Origin of the sequence: Microcoleus sp. B3-D7 (assembly GCF_036705305.1) — a bacterium.
Lineage (GTDB): Bacteria > Cyanobacteriota > Cyanobacteriia > Cyanobacteriales > Microcoleaceae > Microcoleus.
Genome location: NZ_JAUBUE010000002.1, coordinates 1 through 25,563 on the forward strand (window position 1 = coordinate 1; position 25,563 = coordinate 25,563).

General features: G+C 47.0%; 25 protein-coding genes. 13 read left to right on the forward strand and 12 right to left on the reverse strand.

The window, feature by feature from the left end:
- On the forward strand, nt 1-429 hold a 429-nt coding region (locus QUB25_RS01605; RefSeq protein ID WP_333181808.1), incomplete at its 5' end, for a DUF3370 family protein.
- A gap of 42 nt (nt 430-471) precedes the next feature.
- On the opposite strand, the gene QUB25_RS01610 is transcribed toward QUB25_RS01605, so the two are convergent.
- From QUB25_RS01610 to QUB25_RS01625, 4 genes are all read right to left on the reverse strand, one after another.
- Nucleotides 472-870 carry a four helix bundle protein gene (locus tag QUB25_RS01610; protein WP_333181809.1) on the reverse strand — a complete coding sequence of 133 codons (399 nt, stop codon included), beginning with the start codon at nt 868-870 and terminating at the stop codon, nt 472-474.
- A 56-nt stretch (nt 871-926) separates the two neighbouring features.
- Nucleotides 927-2,222 (reverse strand): dihydrolipoamide acetyltransferase family protein, encoded by a 1,296-nt coding sequence (locus QUB25_RS01615; protein WP_333181810.1) that lies wholly within the window; start codon nt 2,220-2,222, stop codon nt 927-929.
- 173 nt (nt 2,223-2,395) lie between these two features.
- Nucleotides 2,396-2,836: a YlqD family protein gene (locus QUB25_RS01620; RefSeq protein WP_015179467.1), complete on the reverse strand. Its 441-nt coding sequence runs from the start codon at nt 2,834-2,836 to the stop codon at nt 2,396-2,398.
- 150 nt (nt 2,837-2,986) lie between these two features.
- Complete coding sequence (locus QUB25_RS01625) at nt 2,987-4,936, reverse strand: long-chain fatty acid--CoA ligase (protein WP_333181811.1); 1,950 nt, start codon at nt 4,934-4,936, stop codon at nt 2,987-2,989.
- A gap of 306 nt (nt 4,937-5,242) precedes the next feature.
- Here QUB25_RS01625 and QUB25_RS01630 point away from each other — a divergent pair, with 306 nt between their 5' ends.
- The gene (locus tag QUB25_RS01630) at nt 5,243-5,629 is read left to right on the forward strand and encodes a leucine-rich repeat domain-containing protein (protein WP_333181812.1); all 387 of its coding nucleotides are present in this window, start codon (nt 5,243-5,245) and stop codon (nt 5,627-5,629) included.
- A 312-nt stretch (nt 5,630-5,941) separates the two neighbouring features.
- Here the strand turns inward: QUB25_RS01630 and QUB25_RS01635 are convergent, their stop codons facing one another.
- The gene (locus QUB25_RS01635) at nt 5,942-7,033 is read right to left on the reverse strand and encodes a hypothetical protein (protein ID WP_333181813.1); all 1,092 of its coding nucleotides are present in this window, start codon (nt 7,031-7,033) and stop codon (nt 5,942-5,944) included.
- Between the two features lie 65 nt (nt 7,034-7,098).
- Nucleotides 7,099-7,212: an RQC domain-containing protein gene (locus QUB25_RS01640; RefSeq protein WP_333181814.1), complete on the reverse strand. Its 114-nt coding sequence runs from the start codon at nt 7,210-7,212 to the stop codon at nt 7,099-7,101.
- A gap of 1,053 nt (nt 7,213-8,265) precedes the next feature.
- On the opposite strand from QUB25_RS01640, the gene QUB25_RS01650 reads away from it, so the two are divergent.
- The 7 genes from QUB25_RS01650 (at nt 8,266) to QUB25_RS01680 (ending at nt 16,960) form a co-directional block, all read left to right on the forward strand.
- Nucleotides 8,266-8,526 carry a hypothetical protein gene (locus QUB25_RS01650; RefSeq protein ID WP_333063378.1) on the forward strand — a complete coding sequence of 87 codons (261 nt, stop codon included), beginning with the start codon at nt 8,266-8,268 and terminating at the stop codon, nt 8,524-8,526.
- 408 nt (nt 8,527-8,934) lie between these two features.
- The gene (locus QUB25_RS01655; protein WP_333181815.1) at nt 8,935-9,141 is read left to right on the forward strand and encodes a hypothetical protein; all 207 of its coding nucleotides are present in this window, start codon (nt 8,935-8,937) and stop codon (nt 9,139-9,141) included.
- Nucleotides 9,142-9,521: 380 nt separating this feature from the next.
- Nucleotides 9,522-9,704 (forward strand): CsbD family protein, encoded by a 183-nt coding sequence (locus tag QUB25_RS01660; RefSeq protein ID WP_333063377.1) that lies wholly within the window; start codon nt 9,522-9,524, stop codon nt 9,702-9,704.
- A gap of 77 nt (nt 9,705-9,781) precedes the next feature.
- Complete coding sequence (locus tag QUB25_RS01665; protein WP_333063376.1) at nt 9,782-10,225, forward strand: hypothetical protein; 444 nt, start codon at nt 9,782-9,784, stop codon at nt 10,223-10,225.
- A gap of 118 nt (nt 10,226-10,343) precedes the next feature.
- On the forward strand, nt 10,344-10,856 hold the full coding sequence (locus QUB25_RS01670) for a hypothetical protein (protein WP_333181816.1): 513 nt from the start codon (nt 10,344-10,346) through the stop codon (nt 10,854-10,856).
- Nucleotides 10,857-11,276: 420 nt separating this feature from the next.
- Nucleotides 11,277-12,059, forward strand: coding sequence for a DsbA family protein (locus tag QUB25_RS01675; protein WP_333181817.1), 783 nt, complete (start codon nt 11,277-11,279; stop codon nt 12,057-12,059).
- Nucleotides 12,060-12,373: 314 nt separating this feature from the next.
- On the forward strand, nt 12,374-16,960 hold the full coding sequence (locus tag QUB25_RS01680) for a DUF4347 domain-containing protein (RefSeq protein ID WP_333181818.1): 4,587 nt from the start codon (nt 12,374-12,376) through the stop codon (nt 16,958-16,960).
- Nucleotides 16,961-17,217: 257 nt separating this feature from the next.
- Here the strand turns inward: QUB25_RS01680 and rpe are convergent, their stop codons facing one another.
- Nucleotides 17,218-17,919, reverse strand: coding sequence for a ribulose-phosphate 3-epimerase (gene rpe / locus QUB25_RS01685; protein WP_333181819.1), 702 nt, complete (start codon nt 17,917-17,919; stop codon nt 17,218-17,220).
- 243 nt (nt 17,920-18,162) lie between these two features.
- Between rpe and QUB25_RS01690 the strand changes: the two genes are divergently transcribed.
- From QUB25_RS01690 to QUB25_RS01700, 3 genes are all read left to right on the forward strand, one after another.
- The gene (locus tag QUB25_RS01690) at nt 18,163-18,537 is read left to right on the forward strand and encodes a hypothetical protein (RefSeq protein WP_333063371.1); all 375 of its coding nucleotides are present in this window, start codon (nt 18,163-18,165) and stop codon (nt 18,535-18,537) included.
- A gap of 104 nt (nt 18,538-18,641) precedes the next feature.
- Nucleotides 18,642-20,057, forward strand: a complete 1,416-nt coding sequence (locus tag QUB25_RS01695; protein WP_333181820.1) for an LCP family protein — start codon at nt 18,642-18,644, stop codon at nt 20,055-20,057.
- Between the two features lie 220 nt (nt 20,058-20,277).
- Complete coding sequence (locus tag QUB25_RS01700; protein WP_333034617.1) at nt 20,278-20,706, forward strand: DUF202 domain-containing protein; 429 nt, start codon at nt 20,278-20,280, stop codon at nt 20,704-20,706.
- A 158-nt stretch (nt 20,707-20,864) separates the two neighbouring features.
- Here QUB25_RS01700 and QUB25_RS01705 read toward each other — a convergent pair whose 3' ends face one another.
- The 5 genes from QUB25_RS01705 to QUB25_RS01725 all read right to left on the reverse strand — a co-directional run bounded on the left by QUB25_RS01705 (nt 20,865) and on the right by QUB25_RS01725 (nt 25,006).
- Nucleotides 20,865-21,287: a DUF2809 domain-containing protein gene (locus QUB25_RS01705; protein ID WP_333181821.1), complete on the reverse strand. Its 423-nt coding sequence runs from the start codon at nt 21,285-21,287 to the stop codon at nt 20,865-20,867.
- 15 nt (nt 21,288-21,302) lie between these two features.
- Nucleotides 21,303-22,412 carry a DUF4241 domain-containing protein gene (locus QUB25_RS01710; RefSeq protein ID WP_333181822.1) on the reverse strand — a complete coding sequence of 370 codons (1,110 nt, stop codon included), beginning with the start codon at nt 22,410-22,412 and terminating at the stop codon, nt 21,303-21,305.
- Between the two features lie 123 nt (nt 22,413-22,535).
- Nucleotides 22,536-22,661 (reverse strand): hypothetical protein, encoded by a 126-nt coding sequence (locus QUB25_RS01715; RefSeq protein ID WP_333034622.1) that lies wholly within the window; start codon nt 22,659-22,661, stop codon nt 22,536-22,538.
- Nucleotides 22,662-22,703: 42 nt separating this feature from the next.
- Nucleotides 22,704-24,326, reverse strand: a complete 1,623-nt coding sequence (locus QUB25_RS01720; protein WP_333181823.1) for an ATP-binding protein — start codon at nt 24,324-24,326, stop codon at nt 22,704-22,706.
- A complete protein-coding gene (locus QUB25_RS01725; protein ID WP_333034626.1) occupies nt 24,323-25,006 on the reverse strand; it encodes a response regulator transcription factor in 684 nt (227 codons plus the stop codon). The genes QUB25_RS01720 and QUB25_RS01725 overlap by 4 nt, the downstream gene beginning before the upstream one ends.
- A gap of 143 nt (nt 25,007-25,149) precedes the next feature.
- Here QUB25_RS01725 and QUB25_RS01730 point away from each other — a divergent pair, with 143 nt between their 5' ends.
- Nucleotides 25,150-25,560: a hypothetical protein gene (locus tag QUB25_RS01730; protein WP_333181824.1), complete on the forward strand. Its 411-nt coding sequence runs from the start codon at nt 25,150-25,152 to the stop codon at nt 25,558-25,560.
- The last annotated feature ends 3 nt before the right edge of the window (nt 25,561-25,563 follow it).

Genomic DNA, 25,563 nt, shown 5'->3' on the forward strand with positions numbered 1-25,563 from the left:
GGAACTGGTCAAGTTCAAAGTGCTAAAATGTTAGCTCGCTATCCCGATACAGCTTATTCTGCTCACGGAAATTACGGGATTCAATACAACTTAACTTTTCCGCTTTACAACAAATCTCGTGAGCCCCAATCTGTTAGCATTAAAATGCAAACACCGCTCAAAGCAAATACAGAAGCGGGGGGATTGATGTTTTACGATCCTCCTGAAAATCGGATATTTTTCCGAGGTACGGTGCGAGTGATGTTTAAGGATGATACGGGCAAGACTTTGACGCGCTACATTCACATCGTGCAGCGGCGGGGACAGCAGGGAGAACCTTTGGTGAATGTGAATATGAAGCCGGGGGAACGCCGTTTGGTTCAGGTGGATTTCTTGTATCCGCCGGATGCGACGCCGCCGCAAGTTTTGACTGTGCGATCGAGTAATTAGTTGGTGGTTAATGGTTGACTGTTAACGGTTGACTGTTGACTGTTAACCTTTGGGTTTTTGTTTTAATGAGTTAAGATAGGCATTAAGTTTTGGTGAAAGTTTATTTAATAACGGATGCAGTCGATCGCTCTGTTCTTGAGTCAAAAGATTGCGAGTTCCGTCAAGTCTCAACCAATGTCTTGTTTCGTTTAATGAACCTCGGGCAATTTTCACAAAACGCTGATTATCTTGATAGCTATAGCGTCCATGTCCTTCTGCAAGATTAAAATCAACACTATCAGCCGATCGCACTATTTGTTTGCCCATCGTATCCTTGGCAACGTCGTCCCACTTTTTAACAATAAACCATATTTCGTTTGATATTTTTTCAGCTAAGCGATCAACTCTTAGCTGTTGGAAGCTTTCCCGATGAGATTCTTTGAATAGTTGAGTGCCAAACATTGACCGTCAACTGTCAACAGTCAACTGTCAACAGTCAACTGTCAACAGTTAACTAATTAAAGCGTCAAAGACTGAGGATTTGTCTCAATCAATTTCGCTAAATCTTGCAAGAAAGACGCCGCATCAGCACCGTAAATAATCCGGTGATCGCAAGTAATATTTACCTGCATTTGGCGCTTCACTCCCATCAAACCATCTTCATTAGCCACTACTTGCGGCCGCGAAGAACCGATCGCCAAAATCGAGCCTTGATTCGGCGGCAAAATAGCGTCAAACTTGTCTACTCCAAACATTCCCAAATTGGAAAGAGTAAAAGTTCCCGTGCTGTATTCATCAGGCTTCAACTGCTTGGTGCGGGCGCGATCGACTAAATCCTTCCAGGTGCGCGAGAGCGAATAAATATCGAGGCGATCGGCATTTTGCAGCACCGGCGTAATCAAACCGCCGCCGTCCATCGCCACCGCTACCGCCACATTAATATCAGCGCGGTGTTGAATTCCCGATTCCACATAACAAGCATTCAGCAGAGGATGTTTTTGTAAAGTTACTGCTACAGCCTTCGCCAGCATAGCCGTCATCGTGACGCCCTTGGACTTAATTTGTTTGTAGAGTTTGTCCAGATTATCAGTAGTAATTGTGTAACCGACGCGGAAAGACGGCACGCTCAAACTTGCTTCCATATTCCGCACCACCGCATTTTGCAGCGCATTCATCGGTACTTTTTGGCCCGAAAGTGCGATCGCCGGGACTGCTGCGGGGGCGGGTTTGGCTGCTGCGGGCGCGGGCGCTGCGGGTGCAGGTGCGGGTGCAGCGGGGACTGTTACCGCTTGCTGAACCGGAGCGGGTTGGGCTTTGCCGGCTGCTGCTTCCACATCCTCTGCGACAATGCGACCGTTGGGCCCGCTGCCTTTGATAGAATTCAAATCTACTTTAAACTCTTTGGCTAACTTGCGAGCGCGGGGAGAAACGACGCTGCGGCCGTTTTGGCGGCTGACATTTTGCTGCAAACCTGCTGACGATGTAGCTGCGCTCACAGGAGCGGGGCTGGGAGCAGGGGCGGCGGCTGCCGTTGGAGCGGCGGCTCCTTGCTGCTGAGCGACGGCGATTTCGGCTTCTGTTTCTGCTACTAGGGCGATTGCCGCCCCCACCGGAGCAACTTCGCCCGCAGGTACGATAATTATTGCTAAATAGCCTTCGTAGAAAGACTCCACGTCCATGTCGGCTTTGTCGGATTCAACCACCACCACCGTTTCGCCTTTTTCTACTTTGTCTCCGGCGGATTTGACCCAGGAAACAATTTTGCCCTCTGTCATTGTCGAACTCAGGGCTGGCATGAAAACTTCGCGAATCATCTGTAAAAAGTCCTTTTGTGTTGGTAATAGGTAATCGGTATTTGGCAATTGATCATTGGCGACCGGCCACCGGCAATACTTATTATTATGCCAGTCTCTCGCATTCTTGATGTGTGACTGTTGACTCAAAATCAATTGCCAATTACCGATCGCCAATTACCACTTACCAATTTCTAAATATCACCTCGAATTTCTTCGACTATGCCGTCGCGGAGGAGAATTTCTACTTGCATTTTTTGAATCAAGTTTTCTCCGAGCCCGACAGTGAACGTGCCGTCAATTTGACCTTGACTCACTTCTTGTTCCAGGTCTAGCACCTGCACTTGCTGAAGCTGTTGCAGGTTTTGGTTTTTCTGTTCTAGCAGTTCGCTTTTTCTTTGATTCACCTGCACTTGAATGTTTTCTATTTGCTGCATTACTTGCGGGCCTGGGGGCTGCAGATTTTGCTTTTGGATTTCCGAAATCATCCGCTGCCCTTGCATTTCTAACTGTTGTAGCTGAGAGTCTATTTGGTTGATTTGGGCTTGGAGTTGCTGTTGAGCTTCTTCTTTCCAGCGGGGAGTAACGACGACTTTAACGTTAATCGATCGTTTCAAGAGTAATTGTGGTTCCATAAAGTTGTTGCTTGTCAATTAGGAATTAGGCATTAGTCATTAGTCATTAGTTGGTAAACATGAACTAATGGCCCAGGACTGAGGACTCGGACTCGGACTCGGGTGTTGGGATAATTTTTTCTTTTCCATTCCCCAAGTCCTGCGAATATTTCAAAACATCCCGTCAATCATATCGCGGTAGTGTTGCGTCACAACCGGGCGCTTAATTTTCAGGGTCTGGGTCAACATTCCATTTTCGATCGAAAATGGCTCCTGAATCAACCGGAACGGGCCGATGCGATCGTCCGCGCGGTATCCGGGGCGATTTTGCACCTCTCGGTTCAATTCTTTGCGGAATAAGTCTTGAATTGTCTTGCTATTCCAGTCAATTTCGTGTAAAGGGGGATTCTGAGTTTCTGCCCATTTCTGCACAGCTTCTGCATTGGGGACAATTAAGGCGCCGACGGATCTCTGGTCTTGACCTACTAGCATAATTTGGTCGATGTAGGGGCTGCGGAGGCAGGCGTCTTCTATGGGTTGGGGCTCGATGTTTTCGCCGTTGCTGAGGACGATCGTATCTTTAGCGCGCCCCGTCAAGATTAAGTCGTTTCCCGGTGTCAGCCAGCCCAAATCGCCAGTGTCGAACCAGCCTTCGGGGTCGATCGCCTTGGCAGTCGCTTGAGGATTAAGATAATAGCCCTGCATAATTTGCGGCCCCCGCGCCAATACCAAGCCGCGCTGGCCTGTGGGCAGTTGCTGTCTGGTTTCTGGGTCTACTATTTTAATTTCCGTATGGGCGATCGGCTGTCCTGCGGAACCTTTAAGATTGTGCCAAGGGCGGCGCACAGTTAAAACCGGCGAAGTTTCGGTTAAACCGTATCCCACCAACAAGCCGATATTCGCTATTTCAAAGAAATTGTCTATATGCGCGGCCAAAGAACCGCCACCGCTAATCGCCCATTTTAAGCGTCCCCCTGTAGCTTCCCTGACTTTTTGGTAAACCAGTTTTTCGGCGAGGGCGTGCACGGGCGACAACAGAATGCTTTTGGTGCGGGCGATTAGTTTTTCGGAAGCAGAAGCCGGTTTCAAAATGAGAGTTAATCCTTGGAAAATGCGGCGGTTCTCGATGTATTGCTGGCTGGCAGATAACAGGAAATTCACCAATTTTTGTTTGTTAGGTGGCTGTTCCCGAAATTGCTTTTGTACGGCCTCATAAATCGATTCCCAGATGCGCGGAACGCTGACCATGTACTGGGGTTTGTAAGTTTTAAAGTCTTGTTTGAAATAGCGAATATTGGTGTAAATTTGCGTGCATCCTTGGGACAGCAGGAAGTATTCGACGCTGCGTTCGTAGGCGTGCCAACTGGGCAGAATGCTGAGGACGCCGTCGCCGCCTTCGGGCTGGAGAATTGTGCCCAAGGTGTTGAGTTGGTGCAGCAGGTTGCCGTGAGTCAGCATGACGCCTTTGGGTTTGCCGGTGGTGCCGCTGGTGTAGAGGAGGGTGGCGAGGGTTTGAGGCTTGTGGTTGGTGGGTTTGAGGGGACGGTTGGCCCCTGTGGTCATCACTTGGGAAAATTTGACTGTGCTTAGGGTTTGGCTGGTTTCCGGTTCTTCGTCGGAGAGGAGGACGATGAGTTGAATGGGCAAATCAGGGAGGCGGTGTTGCAGTTTTGTCAGTAATGCCAGGTCTTCGACTACCAAGGCGGTGCTGCCGCTGTCTTGGATGATGTATAGGAGTTCTTGAGGGTCGGCGGTGGCGCCTCGAACAACGTTGGCGGCCCCAGCCATCATGATACCTTGGTCGGCTATCAGCCAGCGGGGGCTGTTATCTGCGAAGAGGGCGACGCGGGGAGGGACTGCTTCTTCGGGATTTGGTTCGATGCCGAGGGCTTGGAGGCCGGCGGCGAATTGCTGGATTTGTTGGTAGAGTTCGGTGTAGGTGAGTTTGATTTCTGGCTGGCTGTGGGGGTCGTGGAGGGCGACGGTTTGACCGAATTTTTGTTTGACGATCGCCCAAATTTCGGGTACTGATTGGATGGAACTGTAATCGATCAGGCGACTGAGGTTAGCGCGATCGCGATCGGTCATTTGAGATGATGTGTAAGATGCTGGGCCGTTCATAGGGTATTTTCCTCAGTTTATGGAGATAAAATTATTGGCTATAAGTTTAAGATCGCAGTTATTTTACAACTTTATGGCAGTATCGTGACAGTTTGCCAACCTGCCATTGTCTATTTAGAAAATTAGGGATACAAAATGATGAAAATTATAGTTGCACAGAAACAGATGAATTTACCAAGGTAGATAGTAGTTGCTTTGAGTGCGATCGTAGCATTATCTGAAAATGCGCTTTACCTCGAAGTTGCGAGGGCGCAACCGGGAAACAATAGGCGAACATTTGCGGATTAGTGCCGCCAAAAAGCTGATTTGAGTCCAGAAACCAAACATACTGTTGACGTGTTGTTGAAGGAAGCAGGGACTAATGATTGCGATGTGGCCGATCGGAAACTTTCTAGTATCACGGAACTCATCATCAACGACAATCAGATCGGGGACATCAAACCGCTAGCATCCTTGACTAACCTGACTCGGCTCGGCCTCAGCGGAAATCCGATCGGGGACATCAAACCGCTAGCATCCTTGACTAACCTGACTCGGCTCGGCCTCAGCGGAAATCCGATCGGGGACATCAAACCGCTAGCATCCTTGACTAACCTGACTCGGCTCGGCCTCAGCGGAAATCCGCTCCCTCCCAAAACTTGCCCTCTTTCGCCAGAGTCTATCTGTAAGTGGGAACCCCCAGCCGAACCATAAAACTTGAAAATGATGCCCGATCGCACTTAAATGTTTCAGTCGCGGAGGGCGTGCTGCTGATAAAGTACGATCGCCAATTCTATCCGCACATCGGCTTCAGTCAGGGGGAGGTTGTCGGGAAGATCGATCGTAATTTGCATGATTTATGGTAGTTTTAGGTTTTTATTGGCTTTTAAGTGCGATCGTTTAATTTTGCAATTCGGGTTTAATTTTGTTAACAGGACTTACCCACAGATAGTATCTTTAGGGCGAAGCACACCGCACCTTATCCCCACAAATAGTGTAAAAATTGCTCCCTTGCATAAGTCCTATTTAAGCGACCTTGCGCGGTGCATCAACCATCGGCGCTGTACCAAACAAATGTCTGAGATAACTGCGACTGAGCTCGCGGTTCCAGCGCCGCAGCCGCACCATCACTCGCGTGAATGTAAAAGTCAATTCCAACACCAAAGAAATCTGTTTGAGACTGAGTGAAGTATTAAACACATCATTGCCGTGCGTGCGTTCAATCTGATGGTGTTTCAGCAAAGCAATCAGGTTTTTGGTAGAGCCTTTCAGTTGATTGAAGTAACTCTGGGAGAATGCCCAGCGGCTGAAACCCCAAAACTTAGCCAAATGATTGATTTCATCCTGTAAAGGCTGCGAAATTGCCTGTTGCAACGCCCCAGTTGAGTGTACCATCAACCATAAATAAACAGAAGTAGCTCCCCACTCGGTACTCAGGCGACTAATCACGTGTTTGTAGGTATCTTGCCAAGCGTCACCTGTGGATTGACAGCCATTCACAGAGTTCGGTTTAACTTGCAGTTTTTCGGCTGTAAGTTGCTGGTAAATTTTCCTAAAGGTCGGGCAATGTTGGCGTTCTTCTTTTTCCCAGACACCTATCTCTATAATGTTGCCGTTGTCATCAAAAATTCCTCCCATAAACCGCGCCATTTGCGGGTAAATATGCTGTAAGTAGCACCAACTTTCTCTACCGTAGCTGCGGATGGGAGCTTCAATTTCTGCCGCACTTGCCAAAATTTGTAAAAATATTTCTGGCTTGACACCAATAATTTGGCCGCGATTGATTCCTTGCCAATCTATGGGCTCCCAAGGGCGGGGATGCGGGTCGGAAAATTGCTGGGGCACATCGGAAAGTCGATCGCTCAAAATTTCCAATGACATATAATGGTCGATGAGGGAGTTAATCCTCGCCCGACTTTGCAAGTAGCGAGGGCTTTGATACTGATTTCCAGCCAAATCAATTGTATACACCTTACCAGTAGCTTTCATTGTTTCTGCCTGTTCGTAACTTTTACAGCTATTGTGCAAAAGGCATTGGGGAAGTCGCAATGAGTAACGTGCAGGCTGCTCAATTACTACGAGTTGGTTGGAGTTAGCCGAACTCAGGTGCAGTGGCATGAAGTAGGGTGAACTAAACAACAGATGATACGGCTAAGATGTGCCGCAGAGTAGCCTTTCTCCCATCAATCGTCTATACTTGAGTCTTGACCAATTCCATAAGTAGAAAGTTGGTGGTGTTGGCATTGCAAAAATTTTTGATTTTTAGAAGCGCGCAGCACCTCTAAGCTGTTGCACATTTAAACTGTGATACAAGGATTACCCTTGTTTTTGATTGGGCCATCCCATTTAATTATTAATTGTCCTTCATTTAAAAGGAGCTGCCATAAATAGTCTAGGTATTCAATTGATATAAAAAATCGAGTGGTCATATATTATTTTGTCTAATGCCTTACTAATTCCATTAAGTTATAGTCGGGCTGTATTCGGGGAAAAATTATCCATGAAAATTAGGCATTTCGGTTTCAATTATTTTTAGGTACTCTTCTTTAGACATCTCCCCAATAGTAACATGAGGTGTAAAAGAACATAAAAAACATTTTTTTACACATAAACCTGAGCGACATCCTGAATCATATTGAAGAAAATCATAAAAAAACACAGCGATTAATTGGTCTGGCGTATGAACAGTTACAAGCATTGCTCCACAATGCCGAACGATTTTAACTGTAGCATACATTGAGGGCCAGTTAGAATGCGTTTACCCTGAATGAAGAACCCCGATTCTATTTCTTAGGATTCAACATCCGACAATTGCCTGTTGAGCAAAACCACTCAAGCAAAGTTAATGGCAATATCCTCTGATTTCCAACTATTATTACCCCAGGAAGGAAGTCACAAAAGACACTGCATAAAAGTTGCACAAGTAATAAATAAGTCGCGTGGGTTGGGAGCATCTCATATTTGTAAAAACACTTTTTCTGGCTCCTGCCTTCTTCCTCTTTCCTCCTGGCTTCTGACTCCCAACTCCAATTTCTAGCTTGGCTGCAAAAGTGAGATGCTCCCAGTTCAAGAATGGGAGTACACCCCGAAATACCCATAAAACTGGCTAAACTACTCAAGCGACAAAAAGGGAAATTTTCTCACTGCGATAACTACTTCAAAGATGGAGATTCGATAGAGGTTGACCAAATCATCCCCAAATCGAAAGGTGGAAGGGAATCGTATGATAATTGACAATTACTCCATCGACATTGCCACAATCCAAAAACTGCCAATGATGGCAGTCTCGCTAACAAATCTAGCGGCAAAAGTGCTAAACCTAAGCCACCAGTGGAACCAAGGCTTTGGGCGTGGGAAAACGATATGTTGGTAACGACGTACTGATGACAACAGCCGTTTTATTGAGGAGCGGAATGATGGGAAACTATCACGTTCCGTTTTGGAGAGCCGTGGAGGAGGCGACTCCTTCACTGACTTTAATTATCCAGAAAAAGGGAATGAATATGCTAGGGATGGAGCGGCAAAACGGTACCTCTGGGCAAGAGGAATCTGCCTCGAAAGAGGGAAAGTGTGGGGAGAAGACCCCCTCTACTATTGACGATGCACCCTGAGATAGCAAGTGGACTTCGATGAACCATAAATTAGAATCTCCGTCCGCGACGGTCGGGGAGTCTATCAAAAATGTCGAAACAGCCTCATCAAACAAACGACAAAAGGTACTTATGGCGATCGCGCCCCAAAAAAATTCTCCCCCCTCCTCCCTTTTCCCCAACTCATTCACTGCCCGCGCCTTGCGACTCACCAAGCTATCTCACGCACTCTTCTCCTTCCCCTATCTCCTTTCGGGTTCATGGAAGTTTCCGTAATTTATCTTAACTATAAAACTCAAAACTATTCACCAGCCCCTATCTCCCTTCAGACAGAGGGAAGTCTTCGTGATTTCCCTTATGATAGATATAAGGTTAACTTCTAAGTACCCTTGTTAAAAATAATTTTTGCAAACAATAGGGGAAAAACTAATGAATACTGAAGAAAACGCGACCCACATTGGTAGCGAAAATCAAGTCACCCTACCAAAATCGCGGGAAATATTGCTCGGTGAGGAAACAGAAAAAGCCCTCGGTCAGCAAAAACAAGAAGATGCTCAAACTAGGCGCGCTGTCGAACAGTTGAAAGAAGAACTTCAGCAAAAAATAGATAAAGAGTGTCCTCACAAGGTAGATTAAAACTAATAGTTTTTTTTCGGGTGGGGGTAAGATCTGGTCTTGCCTACACCCGTCTTTTTAAGGCAAAGTTAAATAAAATTTTAAAATTATAAATTCTTTAGGGTTGAAAAAAATAGTCTTGCACGCACGCGCGACGATTCAACGGTTTTTTACAAAAATACTTGATTGTAGCCAGCAGAAACGGTAAAAAAAAACAATAATTAAGTCTGAAAGTCGCAGTTAGTTCAAGACTGCAAATAACTGTTCCCTATGCCATATTCCCTATTCCATTTGTTATTTATTCTTTATTCCTAGAGGTAGAGTGCAACGCAGCTCCTAGTTACATATGATGAGTTCATTAAGTAAAAAACGTCAAATTAGATACAGATAGGGAGAAACCAATGAGTAATGAAGATAGAGCAAAGGCAACTGGCAACAACATCGCAGGCAAAGCTCAAGAAGCCCTAGGCAATGTTACTGGCGACCCGAAGGATAAAGCAGAAGGCAAAGCCAAGCAGGCAAAAGCTGAAGCTGGTCACGCGATCGAAGATGTAAAAGATGAGCTCAAAAAGAAACTAGACTAAGCCTAATAGTAATTGAGAGGGTCGAGCAACCTGACCCTTTCAAGTATTCAAGTTGTTTTCAGAAGGGAGGAAAAAAGGTGAGTTTATTGCAGCAGAGTCGCAAAACAATTGCGGGCTTACTCTTGGTTTTAATGCTGGCTATTACGACTGCCTGCGCGCCCAGCGTTTCAACCCAAAAACCGACTGATGTACCTGTAGCAATTGGCGGCAGTCAGGGTTATTACGCGCAGCTAGAACGTGGCAATACCGCCGCAGGTCAAGATTTTGGTCAATGGGTAACAAAAACGGCTAAGGGCCTGGTTCAGGATGCTTACGTTCGCGACAATAACAAATTGGGAGTTGTTATTACCCCGCAAGTCCGCCCGACTGAAGTGAAAGATTTGGCCAAATCTTTAGCACAAGGTTTTCACCGCAATTTCCCAAATCAGGATGTAAGTGTTTTGGTTTACGCTCCTGACAAAAAACTGATTTTGACTGCTAAGTACGATCAGCAATCAAATCAGATTGAATACAAGTCTTGACCGGGTTAGCAAGCTTAAATGATAGCCGCGTGGCGGTTTAATATTTTCCGCAGTTTTTTGAAGGCGAAACAATCTCAATTTAAGACTGAAATGTTGTGTAGATTGGAAAAAAGTTACAATGAGTAGCAGCGATAATTACAAGCGTCAAATCATGAACGATTTGGCCCAGGGAAATCGAGAAATGATGCCGGAGACAACCGGTGAAGAGTACGAAAACTTTGACGATTTTGCTCAGAGAACTTCGCCGGATCAGCGCAAACAATTATTCGGGCGTTCTCTGAATCACGACTCCCTCCCGCCGGCTCAGTTGGAACCGGAATTGCAAAAAGCGATCGCCCAAATTAAGCCAAACGAACGCGACGACGTGGCGCGGGAATTCTTCAAGCATTTGGAGAAGAGAGGATTGGACGATCGCAAATTGGAAAAGCAGCTAGGACTTTCTACCCACCACGCCAGCCGCATGAATGCTGACGATGTTACCAAGCTGGCTTCGTTTACCTATCACAATCACCCGGATATTTTCCGAGAAGTGCTGGCAGAACAGCCGAGTTTGATGAAGTTTTTGGGCAATCCAGTTGTTGCTGGTATTTTGGGAATAGTTGCTGCTAAATGGCTCAACAACCGCAAATAGTCTCGGATTCAGACAAGTTTAAAAGCTGATAATACGTGCAGTAGATAAAAGGACGATCACTCTGGCGATCGTCCTTTTATCTTTTATATCTAGTCTTGTAGTAAAATAACTGCGATCGCGTTTTTAGGGAGGATTTTAGTCATCATAAAACTTACTCAAACTTTAGTCCTCACTACCAGCATCTTTGATGGCGGTCGTTCGACGAAACATAATATTATAATACTAAATCTCGATTGTTTCAATCTTAATTATTGGGATCGTAGCTGTTCGGGTAAGTAAAAAACCTTGCCAATTACCGATTACGAATTACTAATTATTGCTCAAAGCTAAAAATAGCTGCACAACAGTAAACTGCGATATACCTGACACTCCGCAAAATAAAATGTAGGATTAAGTGTTGCCGTGAATCAGAAAAAACAGATGAACGTATCCACTATTTGGCGAAAACTCCGCAGCCAGCAAGCTTTCTGCTTGGCTGTACTCCTGGCAGGTTGCCTGGTATTTATCGGTTGTTCCCCCGCGCAGTCAGCGGCTGGCAATTCAGTCGATCCCAAGTTTAAAGAGCAAGTATTGCAGGTTATCCGCGAAAACCCGCAAGCAATTTTAGAGTCGGTACAAGCGTACCAGCAACAGCAGCAGCAGTCTCTAAAAGCAGCGCAGGAATCATTTTTGCAGGAGATGAAAACTAATCCCAAATCTGCGATCGGGGATTCTCCCAGCACGGGTTCAGCTTCGCAGCAGATTGTACTTTTAGAATTCTCTGACTTTCAATGTCCGTTTTGCGCGCGCGCTCACGATACTGTCAAGCAGTTTATGGCAAAACACCAGGACAAAGTTACTTTAGCTTACAAGCATTTTCCCCTGACTTCAATTCACCCTCAAGCGCTGCCAGCAGCTAAAGCAGCTTGGGCTGCCCAACAGCAGGGCAAATTTTGGGAATACTACAGCGCTTTGTTTCAAGGGCAGAAAGAGTTAGGCGAACCACTGTACACCTCGATCGCCCAAAAGCTCAATCTAAAATTAGATAAATTCAACACCGATCGCAACAGCCCTGCTGCCGAAGCCGCCATTGGGAAAGACGTGCAACTTGCTCAACAGCTTGGCATTGAAGGCACTCCATTTTTTATTATGAACGGCAAAACTTTCTCCGGGGCGATTGAGCTTGCTGAAATGGAAAGCATTCTCGCTAGTATCTCCAAATAAGTAAGCCCACCTGAAACAACAGAACGCCCAGAGCCCCGATTTTTTAAAGAAGTCGGGGCTCGAATGCGCGATCGGGTCGAGCGCTATATTTACTGACTAATTTTTACGATTGGGAACAAATTTGCTCTAGGTGTTGTCTTAGTAAGACTCTAAGCTGCTTATCACTTAAGCATTATATCTTGCCTTTTACAAGCTTTCCCAAACCTAGCTAGTTGATTCAAATGATTATTTGTCAATACTAATTTGAATTTTTTTGGCAAGACGATCGCCGCTTTTAAGCTCCATTTCCTTTGCATCTACGAGGAAAATCGATCATGGAAAAAATTACGCAAATAGTTGTCATTGACCCAACAGTTGAAGATTATCAAAGCCTTGCACCAAGCGCCGAACCAAGGAAAGAGATATTTATCCTCGATCGGGCGGGGGATGGAGTCGAGCAAATTACAGAGTTATTAGCTAGCCACACCGATATTTCCGCTGTTCATATTGTTTCTCACGGCGGGCCTGGAAATTTGCAACTGGGGTCAATTCAGCTAAATTCTGACAACCTAGACGAATATGGCGATCGACTTCAGCAGTGGAAAAAAGCCTTAGCCCCTAACGCCGATATCCTCCTGTACGGTTGCAAGGTGGCGGCAGAAATTGCCCCACCGATAGCCGGGCGATCGTTCTTGCAACGCCTCAATCAACTCACAGGTGCAGACATCGCCGCTTCCAAAAACCTGACAGGAAGTGCTGCATTAGGCGGTGACTGGGATTTAGAAGTAACAATTGGTTCGATTGAGACACCTTTAGCATTCACCCAAGAGGCGATCGCAAGTTACGATCGCGTTTTAGCTTCTTTTGGAGTCACCAGCACCAACGACTCCGGCTTAGGATCGCTGCGAGATGCGATTACCCAAGCCAATGCTACTCCAGGCGCAGATATTATTGACCTGACTGGCATTACGGGCACAATTACCCTCGCTACGACACTGCCAACTATTAATGAAAGCGTCAGTCTGAACGGCCCTGTTGCAGCTAACTTGACAGTTAGCGGTAACAGCTTAGTGCAGATACTTAACACTAATACCGGCCCTGTTAGCATTTCTAACCTCACCTTTGCTAACGCGTTGACAGGTGGCGGCGGCGGTGCGATTAATAACGGCTTCGGCGTTACCCTGAACCTCACCAACGTTAACTTTTTGAGCAACACCGCTGGAGGAGGCGCTGCCCTCTTCAACACCAGCGGTCCAGTGACAATAACCGGTTCCAGCTTTACTGCCAATACAGTCAACAATTTCGGTGGTGGCGCGATCAGGCACGGTGGCGGTATTCTCACCATTGTTGACAGCTCTTTCATCGAAAACACAGCGAATGCGAACAGTCAAGGTGGCGGTGCCATCTTGATCGATGGCGGTGGGGTAAACATTACTGGCAGCACCTTTACTGGTAATAGTGCACAAAACACCGCTGACGGTGGCGGCGCTATCTACCACAGAGGCGGGGGCGAACTGTTAAGCATTGCTGACAGCACTTTCACTAACAACATTTCGGCGGCTGATGGCGGTGCGATCAGAAACGATACAACTCAGCCATTAAGTGTCACCAGCAGCACGTTCAATGGCAATCAGGCCGCACAAAACGGCGGCGGCATTGTCAACAGCGGCGTGGCAACCATTACCAACAGCACGTTTTCTGCGAACACGGCAACTAACTTTGGCGCGATCAGAAATGGCGGTACGCTGGATCTCAGAAGTAGCACTCTTACTCTCAATAGTGCCACAAACCAAGGCGGGGGCATCTTCAATACCTTGACGGCAAATGTCCGCAACACCATCATTGCTGGGAATACGGCTCCGTTAAACCCCGATGTAGACGGCACATTTACGAGTCAGGGCAATAACTTAATTGGCAACGGTACTGGTGCTGGCTTTACAAACGGTGTTAATGGCGATCTAGTAGGGACTGCTGGCACTCCCATTAACCCGAATTTGGCAGCGCTGGCAAATAACGGTGGCCCTACGCAAACCCACGCGCTGAATGTAGGTAGTCCCGCGATCGATGCGGGTAACAGCGCGATCGCACCTGCTACGGATCAGCGTGGCTTAACTCGGCCTTCTGGCAGCAGTGTTGACATCGGCGCTTTTGAAGTACAGCAGATTGTTAGCATCACCGCGCCGGATAATTCAGCCGCTGAAACTCCTATCGATCCAGGCACTTTCCGTGTCAGCCGCAGTGATAGCACAGTCGGTAATTTGACGGTGAATCTCGCCATTGATGGCAGTAGCACCGCTGTTGCTGCTGACTACAATCTGGGCAGTACCTTTCCGGTCACTATTCCCAACGGGCAAAGCTTTGTGGATGTGATTCTGACTCCAGTTGATGACGCTATACCGGAGTTGGCAGAAACGCTGCGATTGAATTTGGGAAATGGGAATTATGCGATCGCACCGGCCAGCAGCAATGCTACGGTGACTATTGCAGCCAATGACTCGATTGCTTATGCGATCGCACTCACAAATCCAGCCACAGGTTCCTTAATTGAAGGCAACTCCGGCACTCAACCCGTCACTTTCACCGTCACTCGCAGCGGCGGCACGGGGGTAGCGAGTACAGTAGATTATGCGATCGCTGGTAGCGCGAGCAACGGCGCAGACTACAATAATATCAATGCTGCCGGGGCTACTACCGCCACAGGGACGATCGCCTTTGCCGCCAACGAAACAACTAAAACTATTGCTGTGGATATCTTGGGCGAAACCGCAGTTGAACCTGACGAGACAATTACCGTCACCCTCAGCAACCCAAATTTGACCGCAGCGCCGGAAAGTTCGACTGTCACCACCAGCACCGCCACTGCTACGATCGCCAATGATGACAGCCCTAGTATCTCGATCGATGATGTAGTTGTTACCGAGGGAAATACGGGTACTGCTAGCGCCACCTTTACCGCCACTCTCTCAGCAGCTTATAGCTTGCCCGTCACCGTCAATTACGCCACCTCAGACGGTAATGCTAACACTGCTGATAGCGATTACGCGGCGGCCACAGGCAGCGTCACCTTCAATGCCGGGGAAACGACAAAAACCATTACTGTTGCTGTCAACGGCGATTCTAAGTTTGAAACTGACGAAACATTTAACGTCAACCTCAGCACCGCTGTCAATGCGACTATTACTAAAGCGACGGGCCTAGGTACGATCGCAAATGACGACTTGGAGTCACCAACTCCGACACCGACGCCGACGCCGACGCCAACTCCGACTCCAACGGAAACTCCGACGCCGACACCGACGCCGACGCCGACGCCAACTCCGACTCCAACGGAAACTCCGACACCGACACCGACTCCAACTCCAACGGAAACTCCGACTCCAACTCCGACTCCAACTCCGACTCCAACTCCAACGGAAACTCCAACGGAAACTCCGACTCCGACTCCGACGCCAACTCCGACTCCAACTCCAACGGAAACTCCGACTCCGACTCCGACTCCAACTCCGACTCCGACTCCGACTCCGACGCCAACTCCAACGGAAACTCCAACTCCGACTCCGACTCCGACTCCAACGGAAACTCCGACTCCGACTCCGACTCCAACTCCAACGGAAACTCCGACTCCGACTCCGACTCCGACTCCAACGGAAACTCCGACTCCGACTCCGACTCCAACTCCAACGGAAACTCCAACTCCAACGGAAACTCCGACTCCGACTCCGACTCCGACTCCGACTCCGACTCCGACTCCGACTCCAACGGAAACTCCGACGCCAACGCCAGAAACGCAAGACGAAGATTGCATTTGCAAGCAGATAACCTTTCCCAGCCAGACTGCTATTCGCGGCCTCAATCAAACAAATAGCACCACCAACGGTACAGAAAGCGACGACATTCTGGAGGGTTCGATTACCAATGACAAAATCAACGGCTTAAATGGTAACGACTTGGAGTTTGGCTTCACTGGCAATGACAATATTTATGGCGGATCTTACCTCAGCATAGATCTAGAAAATATAGCCATTCTTCCCTCTGCCAAAGATAGCGACGTGCTGTTTGGCAATGAGGGCGATGATTACCTCAACGGGGGTGCTAAAGATGATTTAATTTTTGGGGGCGAGAACGAAGATGTTGCTTACGGTGGCAAAGAGGACGACATAATTTTTGGAGACAAACAGAGCGATACTTTAATTGGCGATGAGGGTAACGACACCTTATACGGTGGTACTCTTAACCCTTTAGACATCGATTCTACAGGTCGCGATTTGCTATTTGGCCTCAGTGGCGATGATTACCTGAACGGGCAAGCAGCCGAAGATTCCCTTTCTGGCGGTAATGGAAACGATACAGTGCGTGGTGGCAAGGGCGATGATTTGGCCGTAGGAGACTTGGGCAACGACGTGCTGTTTGGGGATGAGGGCAGCGATACTCTCTGTGGTGGCGACGGAGAAGATACTATGTACGGGGATATTGGCAGGCCTTTGGCGATCGGCTCCGCTGGCAATCAAGACCAGATGTGTGGTGGTTTGGGCAACGATTTGTTGTTTGGCAATGAAGGTCAGGGTACCGTCAACGGTGATGCTGGAAACGATACTATTTATGGCGGCAAGGATGAAGACAGTTTACTGGGTAGTGCTGGGGACGATTGGTTATTTGGAGATGAGGGGAATGATACTTTGATTGGAGGTACTGGGGACGATCGCTTTATCTTAGGTATCGACTTCGGCCGCGAGACTATTTTAGACTTTCAAGATGGTCGCGATGCGATCGGCTTGACAGGCGGTTTAAGTTTCTCGCAACTGAGCATTACTTTAGAAAATAATTCTACTTCGATCCGAGTTACCAGTTCCGGTCAACTGTTAGCAACTCTCAGGAATGTGTCAACAGGGCTGATTAATGTTGCAGATTTTGCAATCCTGTAAGTAGTTCAACCAAATGATATCAAGTCCGATTGCATCTTGCATCGGACTTGATATGAGTCAAAATATACGATCGCCTTTTTCAAAATTTAATTTTCTCTGAACTAGATGAGCTTACTTATTAAGTCCGGTGATCTAACCATCATAAGTTTGTAGTGAAGTTCAGTCCTTTCTTAAATCTTTGAGCCAATAAGGACTAAAGTCATCACTACAAACCACTTTGATTATCGGTAATTCGCCGGACACGATCGAATTTTTGATTAAACGGCAGCCAACTCAGGAGTCGGACGCTTGCTGTGGCGGATACCCTCGATCGCCGCTGCGTAATCATTGGCCTTAAACACAGCAGAACCAGCGACGATCGCATTTGCGCCCGCTTCCAGAACCTGCCAAGTATTGTTTCCCTTCAAACCGCCATCTACCTCAATCCAAGGATCGAGGCCCTTGTCGTCGCACATTTTACGCAACTGGCGAATTTTCGGCAAAACAGCCGGGATAAAACTTTGACCACCAAAGCCCGGATTGACGCTCATAATCAGCACCAAATCGCAAAGTTCCAGCACGTACTCGATCAACTCCAGCGGCGTCGAAGGATTAAGAACTACACCAGCTTGCTTGCCCAATTCCCGAATTTGGCCGAGGGTGCGGTGCAAGTGAGGCGAAGCATTATGTTCGGCGTGAACCGAAATAATGTCAGCACCAGCCTTAGCGAAGTCCTCGACGTACTTCTCCGGCTCCACAATCATCAAGTGGACATCGATTACCTTCGTAGTAACAGGGCGAATTGCTTCAACAATCAGCGGCCCGATAGTAATATTAGGAACAAAGCGACCGTCCATCACATCTACGTGAATCCAGTCAGCCCCAGCTCGATCGACAGCCTGAATCTCTTCTCCAAGACGGCTAAAATCGGCTGATAATATGGATGGAGCAATAACGATGGGTTTTTGGGATTTGGTCATGGCTAAGTCTGTTCTCCTGACTGCTGTGCTGTATCCAGTTTATCAAAATACGGGTCTCCGGGTCGAAAAGTTGCCAACTATCGGTCGCGAGATTGGGAGGGCAGAAAAATTTTGCCTCTGACAGACAAGTTTGGCGATCGCACCAGCCCTGCTATCCGAATTTTGGTTTAGGATATAAATTTTCCCTCTAACAAATAACTTGTGTGCCAAATCTGACCTTCTGCAAATTTTGAGTACCGAATTATGAAAAAAACAGATCCCTTAGAAAATCCTGAACTCGATCGTGCCAGTCTGTTTGTATTAATGATCCCAGTCATAGGCTTTTTCCCCGCCCTGTGGACTCTTTACCGCCGTCAGGGTAGTCCCGAACGCAAAGCCATCAGCCGCTTGGCAATTGCCCTTGCTTTTAGTTGGCTCTTAGGACATATTCTTTTAGAAGCTGGAGCGATTTCTGCGGAATCTCCGACACTTCCCATGTTATTAATGAGTAGCCTGCTAACAACCAGCTATTTCATCGTTGCTCTGGGACTCATGGTTCGCCTCTGGAAGCGTCAACCGCTATGGTTGCCCGGAATTAGTCGCGTAGCCGAGCAAGTAGTAGGCAAACATTTATCATAATTTAGGGTTATTTTCAGCCCCTACCCTATTGATTGATTGCGTCTTCAGCTTGATACTACATATTGCCATTATCTTTTTTATTTTTGTTGTGTGTGAGGAAGCCAGTGCCAGCTCAAAAAATTCCTAATCAAGACCCTATCCAACAATCAACAGCTCAACCTGCCACCAAAAAAGCTTCCCAGCCCCATCGAGGCCGCTGGCTGGGTTTTGGTTTTGGTTTAGCTGGAGTAGCCATGCTCTCAGCCACAGCCGGAGCGTTGCTAGCCGTCTCCCTTTCCACAACGCCGCTTCAGCAACAAAAGTTGAGCCCTGAAGAAGCAGCAGTATTTTCTCAAGGCGACATGGCAAAGCTCAACATGAAGATGCCGGAGCTGACTCGGCCAGTTAATATTTTAGTTTTAGGACTTAAAGTTCTGACCTCTGACATCGAAGGAAGTGTCAACAAAAATGTCGGATACGAAGTTTGGGAAAACTCCTTTAAGGGCTTAACCGATACCATGCTGTTGGTTAGGTTTGACCCTCAAAATAAAAAGTTAAGTGTGCTTTCCATTCCGCGAGACACCCGCACCTATGTTGAAGGCAGGGGCGAGGTGAAAATCAACGAAGCTAATTACTACGGGGGCCCAGCTTCGTCAGCGAAGGCAGTCAGCGGACTCTTGGGCGGCGTGGGAATTGACCGCTATGTCACAGTCAATATTCAAGGCATAAAAAGTTTGGTCGATGCACTTGGTGGCATTACTATTAATGTCCCTAAAGACATGAAGTATACCGATGAAAGCCAGCATTTATATATAGATTTAAAGGCGGGCAAGCAGAAACTAAACGGCGAACAAATCGTCCAATATTTGCTTTACCGGCACGACGATTTGGGCGACATCGGGCGGGTACAGCGCCAACAATTGTTGATGCGGGCTTTTGTGGAACAGGAAGTAAATGTAGGTTTGCTGTCTCGACTACCGAAGATTTTATCGGTGATTCAATCTCACCTTGACACGAATTTGAGTATAGAAGAATTGGTAGCTTTAGCTGGTTTTGCTACTCACACCGATCGCGCTGGCGTGCAGATGTTGATGGTTCCCGGTAAATTTAGCGATTCTAAGGACTACAAGTCAAGTTTTTGGTTGCCAGACCAATATGCCATCGAAACTCTGGTGGCAGAACATTTTGACTTCGGCCAAAATACTTGGCAAATTGAGAATGCTGATTCAACTTTTCTGAAGGTGGCGATTCAAGATGCTACCGGAGATCCATCGGCTGTTGAAGCTTTTGTCAATAATTTGACTCAAGCCGGTTATCGGAATGTTCAGGTTTATAAAGCTTGGCCCGAACCGCTGGAGGTAACTACTCTAATAGCTCAACAGGGCGATATTAAAGGTGCTCAAGCGATTCGCCAGTTTTTGGGTTTTGGAGATGTGCTGGTTGAGAGTACCGGTTCTTTGCAGTCCGACGTGACAATTAGATTGGGTAAGGATTGGTTGGAGAAAAAGGCTCAGTCCGGCGGTGCGGCTAAGTCTTTTTAAACTGGATTATAACTGGGCTATTTGTAGGGACACAGCAATGCTGTGTCCTCTTATTTTCTGTTGGTAGAGATGGAGGCGATCGCTTTTTTGTCGATTTACTGATACTATCTTTTTTGGTGATGATGGATCGCAATCGCAATACCGATACTTCCCTCCACAATCTGAACTGAAACAATAATCAACGAGGGAAAGCTTAAGATATTTTATAAAGGTAGGGTTGATGAACAAGGGTGCTAAAATAGACCGACAGCGGGAACATCAGGCTAATGAACGCACGTTTCTTGCCTGGCTACGAACTTCACTCGCTTTAATTGGTTTTGGGTTTGCGATCAGTCGGTTCAGTTTATTTCTCCGCCAATTTCAAGCTACAGTGACTCAGCAAGAAGTTTCCTCCCCTCCCTTCTTCAACTCAGAAACTTTAGGGCTGAGTCTGGTAGTTTTGGGGATTGCGGTGATTGCCTTAGCAGCATGGCGTTATAATCGAGTATTCTGGCAAATTGAGCGAGGTGATTATCGCCCAAATCGTGTGCTAGTTGGGATTCTGACTGTAGTTGTAATGATTTTAGGAACGTTAAGCATTCCGTTGTTGCTATGGCGAGATCGCGGAAATATAGCTCCCACTTCAACTCCTAAAAACTCTCAATTCTAAGTTAACCCGATCGCTTAGAATTGAGTGAAAATAATCGCAACCATATCATTAAGCTTTTGTGCATCTAGATGGTCTATGGTGTTAGACGAGCTGATGGGGAGAGGATTTGACGATTTTGGCTCTGGTCATCGAAATATACAATTTAAATGCAGTACAACTTACAAGCGGAAACAAGTGGAATGAAGCCATCGCACCCACAACCAACCTAAAAAACTCCCCACAAAATAAGAGATAAAATCTGACCAACTAAAGTGATTTCCCAAAATCAGCCTTCCGGGTAAAGTAGCTCGCATTGCTTGTAAAAACGCAGGTGTCCAGAGTTGCAGAAACTCTACTCCGCAGGTAGCTAGACACACAGCTACAGCCGCCCTAATTTGCGAAAATCGCGGCAATATCAGAACAACCACCAAAATCCAAAATACCTCATAAGCTATGCTCCCAAAAGAGTCGTTGAACCATTCCGGTGCAGGGCCGCGAGAAAATCTCACTACGTAACCTAAAGGGATAATCACGATTATACTGATGACCAGGGCAATTCGATATTTTAAAAAACGGCGATCGGGAGAAATTGGGGAAGTCATTGATTCTGGGTACAATCACGCATTTGTTGTCACAGGTTGAAGTGGATAAACCTCAGAATTAAGTGCGATCTTCAATACTGCATTGGCTTGCAACGGCTCATTGAACCAATATTCTCTGTACCACCTATCCTCTTCTATCCATTCTGAAACCATCATCATAGGACAGCCGGAAAATCGACCGCCCGGCTCTAAATTGACGCTCCAGGGCTGGCGCCCCTGTCCTTCCAAAACCAGTATGCAATCTGGGTTGCTGGGTTGATCGTTGAGGAAATCATCACTAAGCTGAACCCAACTTGGGCGATTAACGCTGAGTCTTATAGCCATCTCAAGCCGCTCCAAGTCACGATGCTCTATGGATTTTTCTAGGAAGCTTGTAACTTCAATCTCGATATTTTCCGTGATGTGATCGAGCAGTACCCGGAAATCAGTGACCAAACAAGCCAGTTCATCATTGGCTGTGAACCCCCAATAACTGGCATAGCTACCATCCCCGTATCCACTTCCAAATGCGATCGCATTGCCCCCAGTATCAGGGTCTAGGGTAAGATTGAAAGTGGCCCGATTATCGGGGTCTAGGGTGAGATTGAAGCCACTCCGATCCACAATTTGCTGAGATCGGTAGGTCAATTGAGTTACCAGATCCTGATCTGCTAGCCAGTTATGCAATTGCCAGCTTTGTTCAATGGCACGATCGACTAGATCCTGCAATTCTTCATCAGAACGCCGCTCAACTACCTGAGCATCGACAAAACACCCCATTCCCGCATCAACACCATACCCAAAAAACTGATTCCCTCTTAACTCGGCCAAATCCTCACCTGGACGCAGAGCCATCTCCCAACGGACAGGGGATTCAGAGCAAAACTTAACCATCGCACAGGTAGTGCGCCAACTGTCAACCACACTTAGCAACACAGGATAGCGCCCTGGTGGAACGGTTCTGGTAAACGGGTCAACGTCTTTGCACCACAGCCAACCGGGGTCGCAAGCAATAATACGCCCTGAAGGTAAAACTAAGTCACCCGCCTGAACAACATCACTGGTTATGCGACCCTCTGTGAGCGATTCGTAGACTTGATTGGGCTCGAATGCTGCGAGGAAGTTGGTATGAGCCTTTAGGGACATGAGGCGATCGCAGTTGGATAGAACATTTTTACTACTCTAATATATGATTTTTGGTTCAATATCAAAGATTGCTTGGGTAAGCCATATCTATTTAACCGGACTTGATATGACTGGCATAAAATCTTAACCTGTATCGGATTGAGTGTCTGGTACAACTTGCAAAAGAATTACATTGCTGTGGCGATCGCCACTGAGCAAAAACTTAACTTCCCCAGTCGCACCGTTAACTTTAAAGTTAGAATTAGCCAAAGTTTTAGCAAACAGAACTCGTCCTGCTTCACTGCTATAAGGTTAATCGCGATCGCCCACAGGTAAGCTCAGTATAAACCCTGTTTGACCAAGTATTGCAGCATCTAGTTTGATATCGCCGCCGTGGGCCCGTGCAATTTCCCTTGCTAAACTTAGCCCCAATCCCGAGCCTTCTATTTTTTGGATCTGAGTGGAGTCACCCCGATGGAAGCGCTCGAAAATGCGATCGCGCTCGCTCAAAGAAATATCCTGAGAACTATTGACAATTTTGACAATTACTCTTTTTCCCTGACAGTGAGCCTGTAACCTGAGCCAACCCTTCGGTAAATTATATTTAATCGCATTACCAACCAGATTTTGCAAAACCTGCACCAGCAAATCGCGATCGCCCTTGATATATAAATTGGGAGCAATTGCCATTTGTACATCTAAGTGCGGTGCTAGTAGTTCCATATCTTCGGCAATTTCCGATAGCAAATCCGACATATTCACCTTAACCAAATGTAAACCCATACGTCCGGCATCGGCGTGAGAAAGTAAGAGAAGTTTACGGGTTATTTCACTCAAACGGCGCACTTCATCCAATAAATTACTCAGCGTCTGCTGCACCTCAGAACCAGATTCAACTTGATGCAAAGCCCGTTCTAGTTGACCTTGCAAAATTGCCAGCGGAGTCTTTAATTCGTGGGCAGCATCTCCACTAAAACGAGAAGCTTGTTTAAAACTTCGTTCCAGACGTTCTAACATCTGATTGAACACAAAAATTAATTCTACAAACTCTATATCGGTTGCTCCGTCAGGGACGCGCCGATCTAGCCCCTGCACGGTAACATTGCGAATTGCCATCGTGAGTCGCTCAATAGGATAGAGAATACTCCGCGATATAACCCAGGCTCCACCCGCTACGAGTAAAAGCACTACGGGAATAGAAATTAGAAAGATATTGCGAATCGATGCCATTTCCCGATCGATCGCTTGTAAGTTAACAGCGATGGCTGCTTGATTATAAGGAGAATTAATCGCGCCAACACGCCAAATTGCAGTCCTAGTATGCTGGGTTGCTAGCTTAGCTTTGGGCACTTGAGGAGGATGAAGTGAATCGAATGGCGGCCTATCAAATGGGGGTCTATCCTGTCGAGGTCGATCGTGTGGGGGCCGATCGTGTGGAGGTCGATCGTGTGGAGGTCCATCGTGTGGAGGTCGATTGAATGGGGGTCTGCTTTCGGGCGGTGGAAATAAATTGAGGCGATCCGGAGGTGGTGGATCTAGTGGATTTTGTCGGGGGGGAGGTTCTGATTCAAAATCTATTATGTCAGGATTACCAGGGTGTAGTGGCAACGATTGCCAGATAGAATTCGCATCAAGTCCATCTTGCCACTGGCTCGATTTGTAGATTAAATTACCATCTCTTTGAGCCACTAGCAAAGCCACAGTTGTTTCTCCATTCATGCCCAAAAGTAATGGCAAAGAATCAGTATAAGCATCCCATTCGGGCGATCGCGGGCGGGTAGCGTGGATTAATTGAGTTTCTATTCCAGCATCAAGACGCTTGACTTTAGCATCGTAAATCAACCACCAGGAAACAACTCCAAAGCCAATCAGAGCAATACTTGCAAGAACAGAAGATGATAGAGCAATGCGAAAGCGGAAAGATTGGAGTTTCATGATGGTGAATCTGGTTTGCGAAACCGATAGCCAACGCCGCGCACACTCTCAACCCATCCTGTACCGCCAATCGGTTCAATTTTCTTGCGAATGCGTTGAATACATACATCTACTACATTCGTATTCGGATTAAAATCATAACCCCAGATATGTTCGAGGATTTGTGTGCGGGTGAGTACCCTACCGGGCGATCGCATTAGATATTCCAACAGATTAAACTCGCGGCTTGTAAGTTCTACCGCATGGCGATCGCAAGTAACTTCTCGGAGAATGCGATCGAGCTTAACAGGGCCAACGCTCAGAATATTTTGCCCACCGCCTGAAGCCCGTCGCACTACAGCATAAATCCGAGCCACTAACTCCTCCACAAAAAACGGTTTAGCTAAATAGTCATCAGCACCAAGATGTAACCCTTCAATGCGATCGTCCAGTTCATTGCGAGCAGTTAATAAAATCACGGGTACGTTGCGTCCCGCCTTTCGCAGATGTTTGAGAATAGATAATCCATCTTTTCCCGGCAATACAATATCAAGCACGATCGCATCGTACTCATTATCCATCGCCCGCCCATAGCCATCATTGCCATTATCGCAATAATCCACAACAAAGCCTTGTTCTTTCAAGCCCATACAAACAAAATTGGCGATTTTTTCTTCATCTTCAACGTAGAGAACATTCATAGATTTACCTATCCGGTTGCGATTATACGGCCATCAGGGAATTACTTAAATTACAAAACTGTAATCCATCCGCACTGTTGCAGGTAATGTTTGGGGAATTTGATGTAGTTATCAACATTTTTAGGTCGGCGATCGTAACTATCATGAAAATTACTTCACTACTTGCGTTACCTGCTACAGCCTTGCTGCTGGGATTTAGCAGCTTGACTTTTCCCGATCGAACTACAGCTAATTCTAATACTGTACTAGCCCAGAGCCAACCAGAACCCAGTCAAGAGCGCAGACGCCCGCCCCGTATAGATTTTGCCGCGGCAGCCAAACAATTAGGAGTCACCGAAGCGGAGTTAATCGAAGCTTTGGGCCTACCCGCCAAACCCCCGGAACCACCAAGCGAAAATAATCGCCCGTCCAGCCCACCGCCCCGTCCTCGTTTAGATATTCCCGGTGCAGCGAAAAAGTTGGGAGTCACCGAAGCAGAGTTGATTAAAATTCTGGGCATTCCGCCGCGTCCACCCGGCGATCGTAATGTACCTCAAAATTCGGAACAACGCTAATTT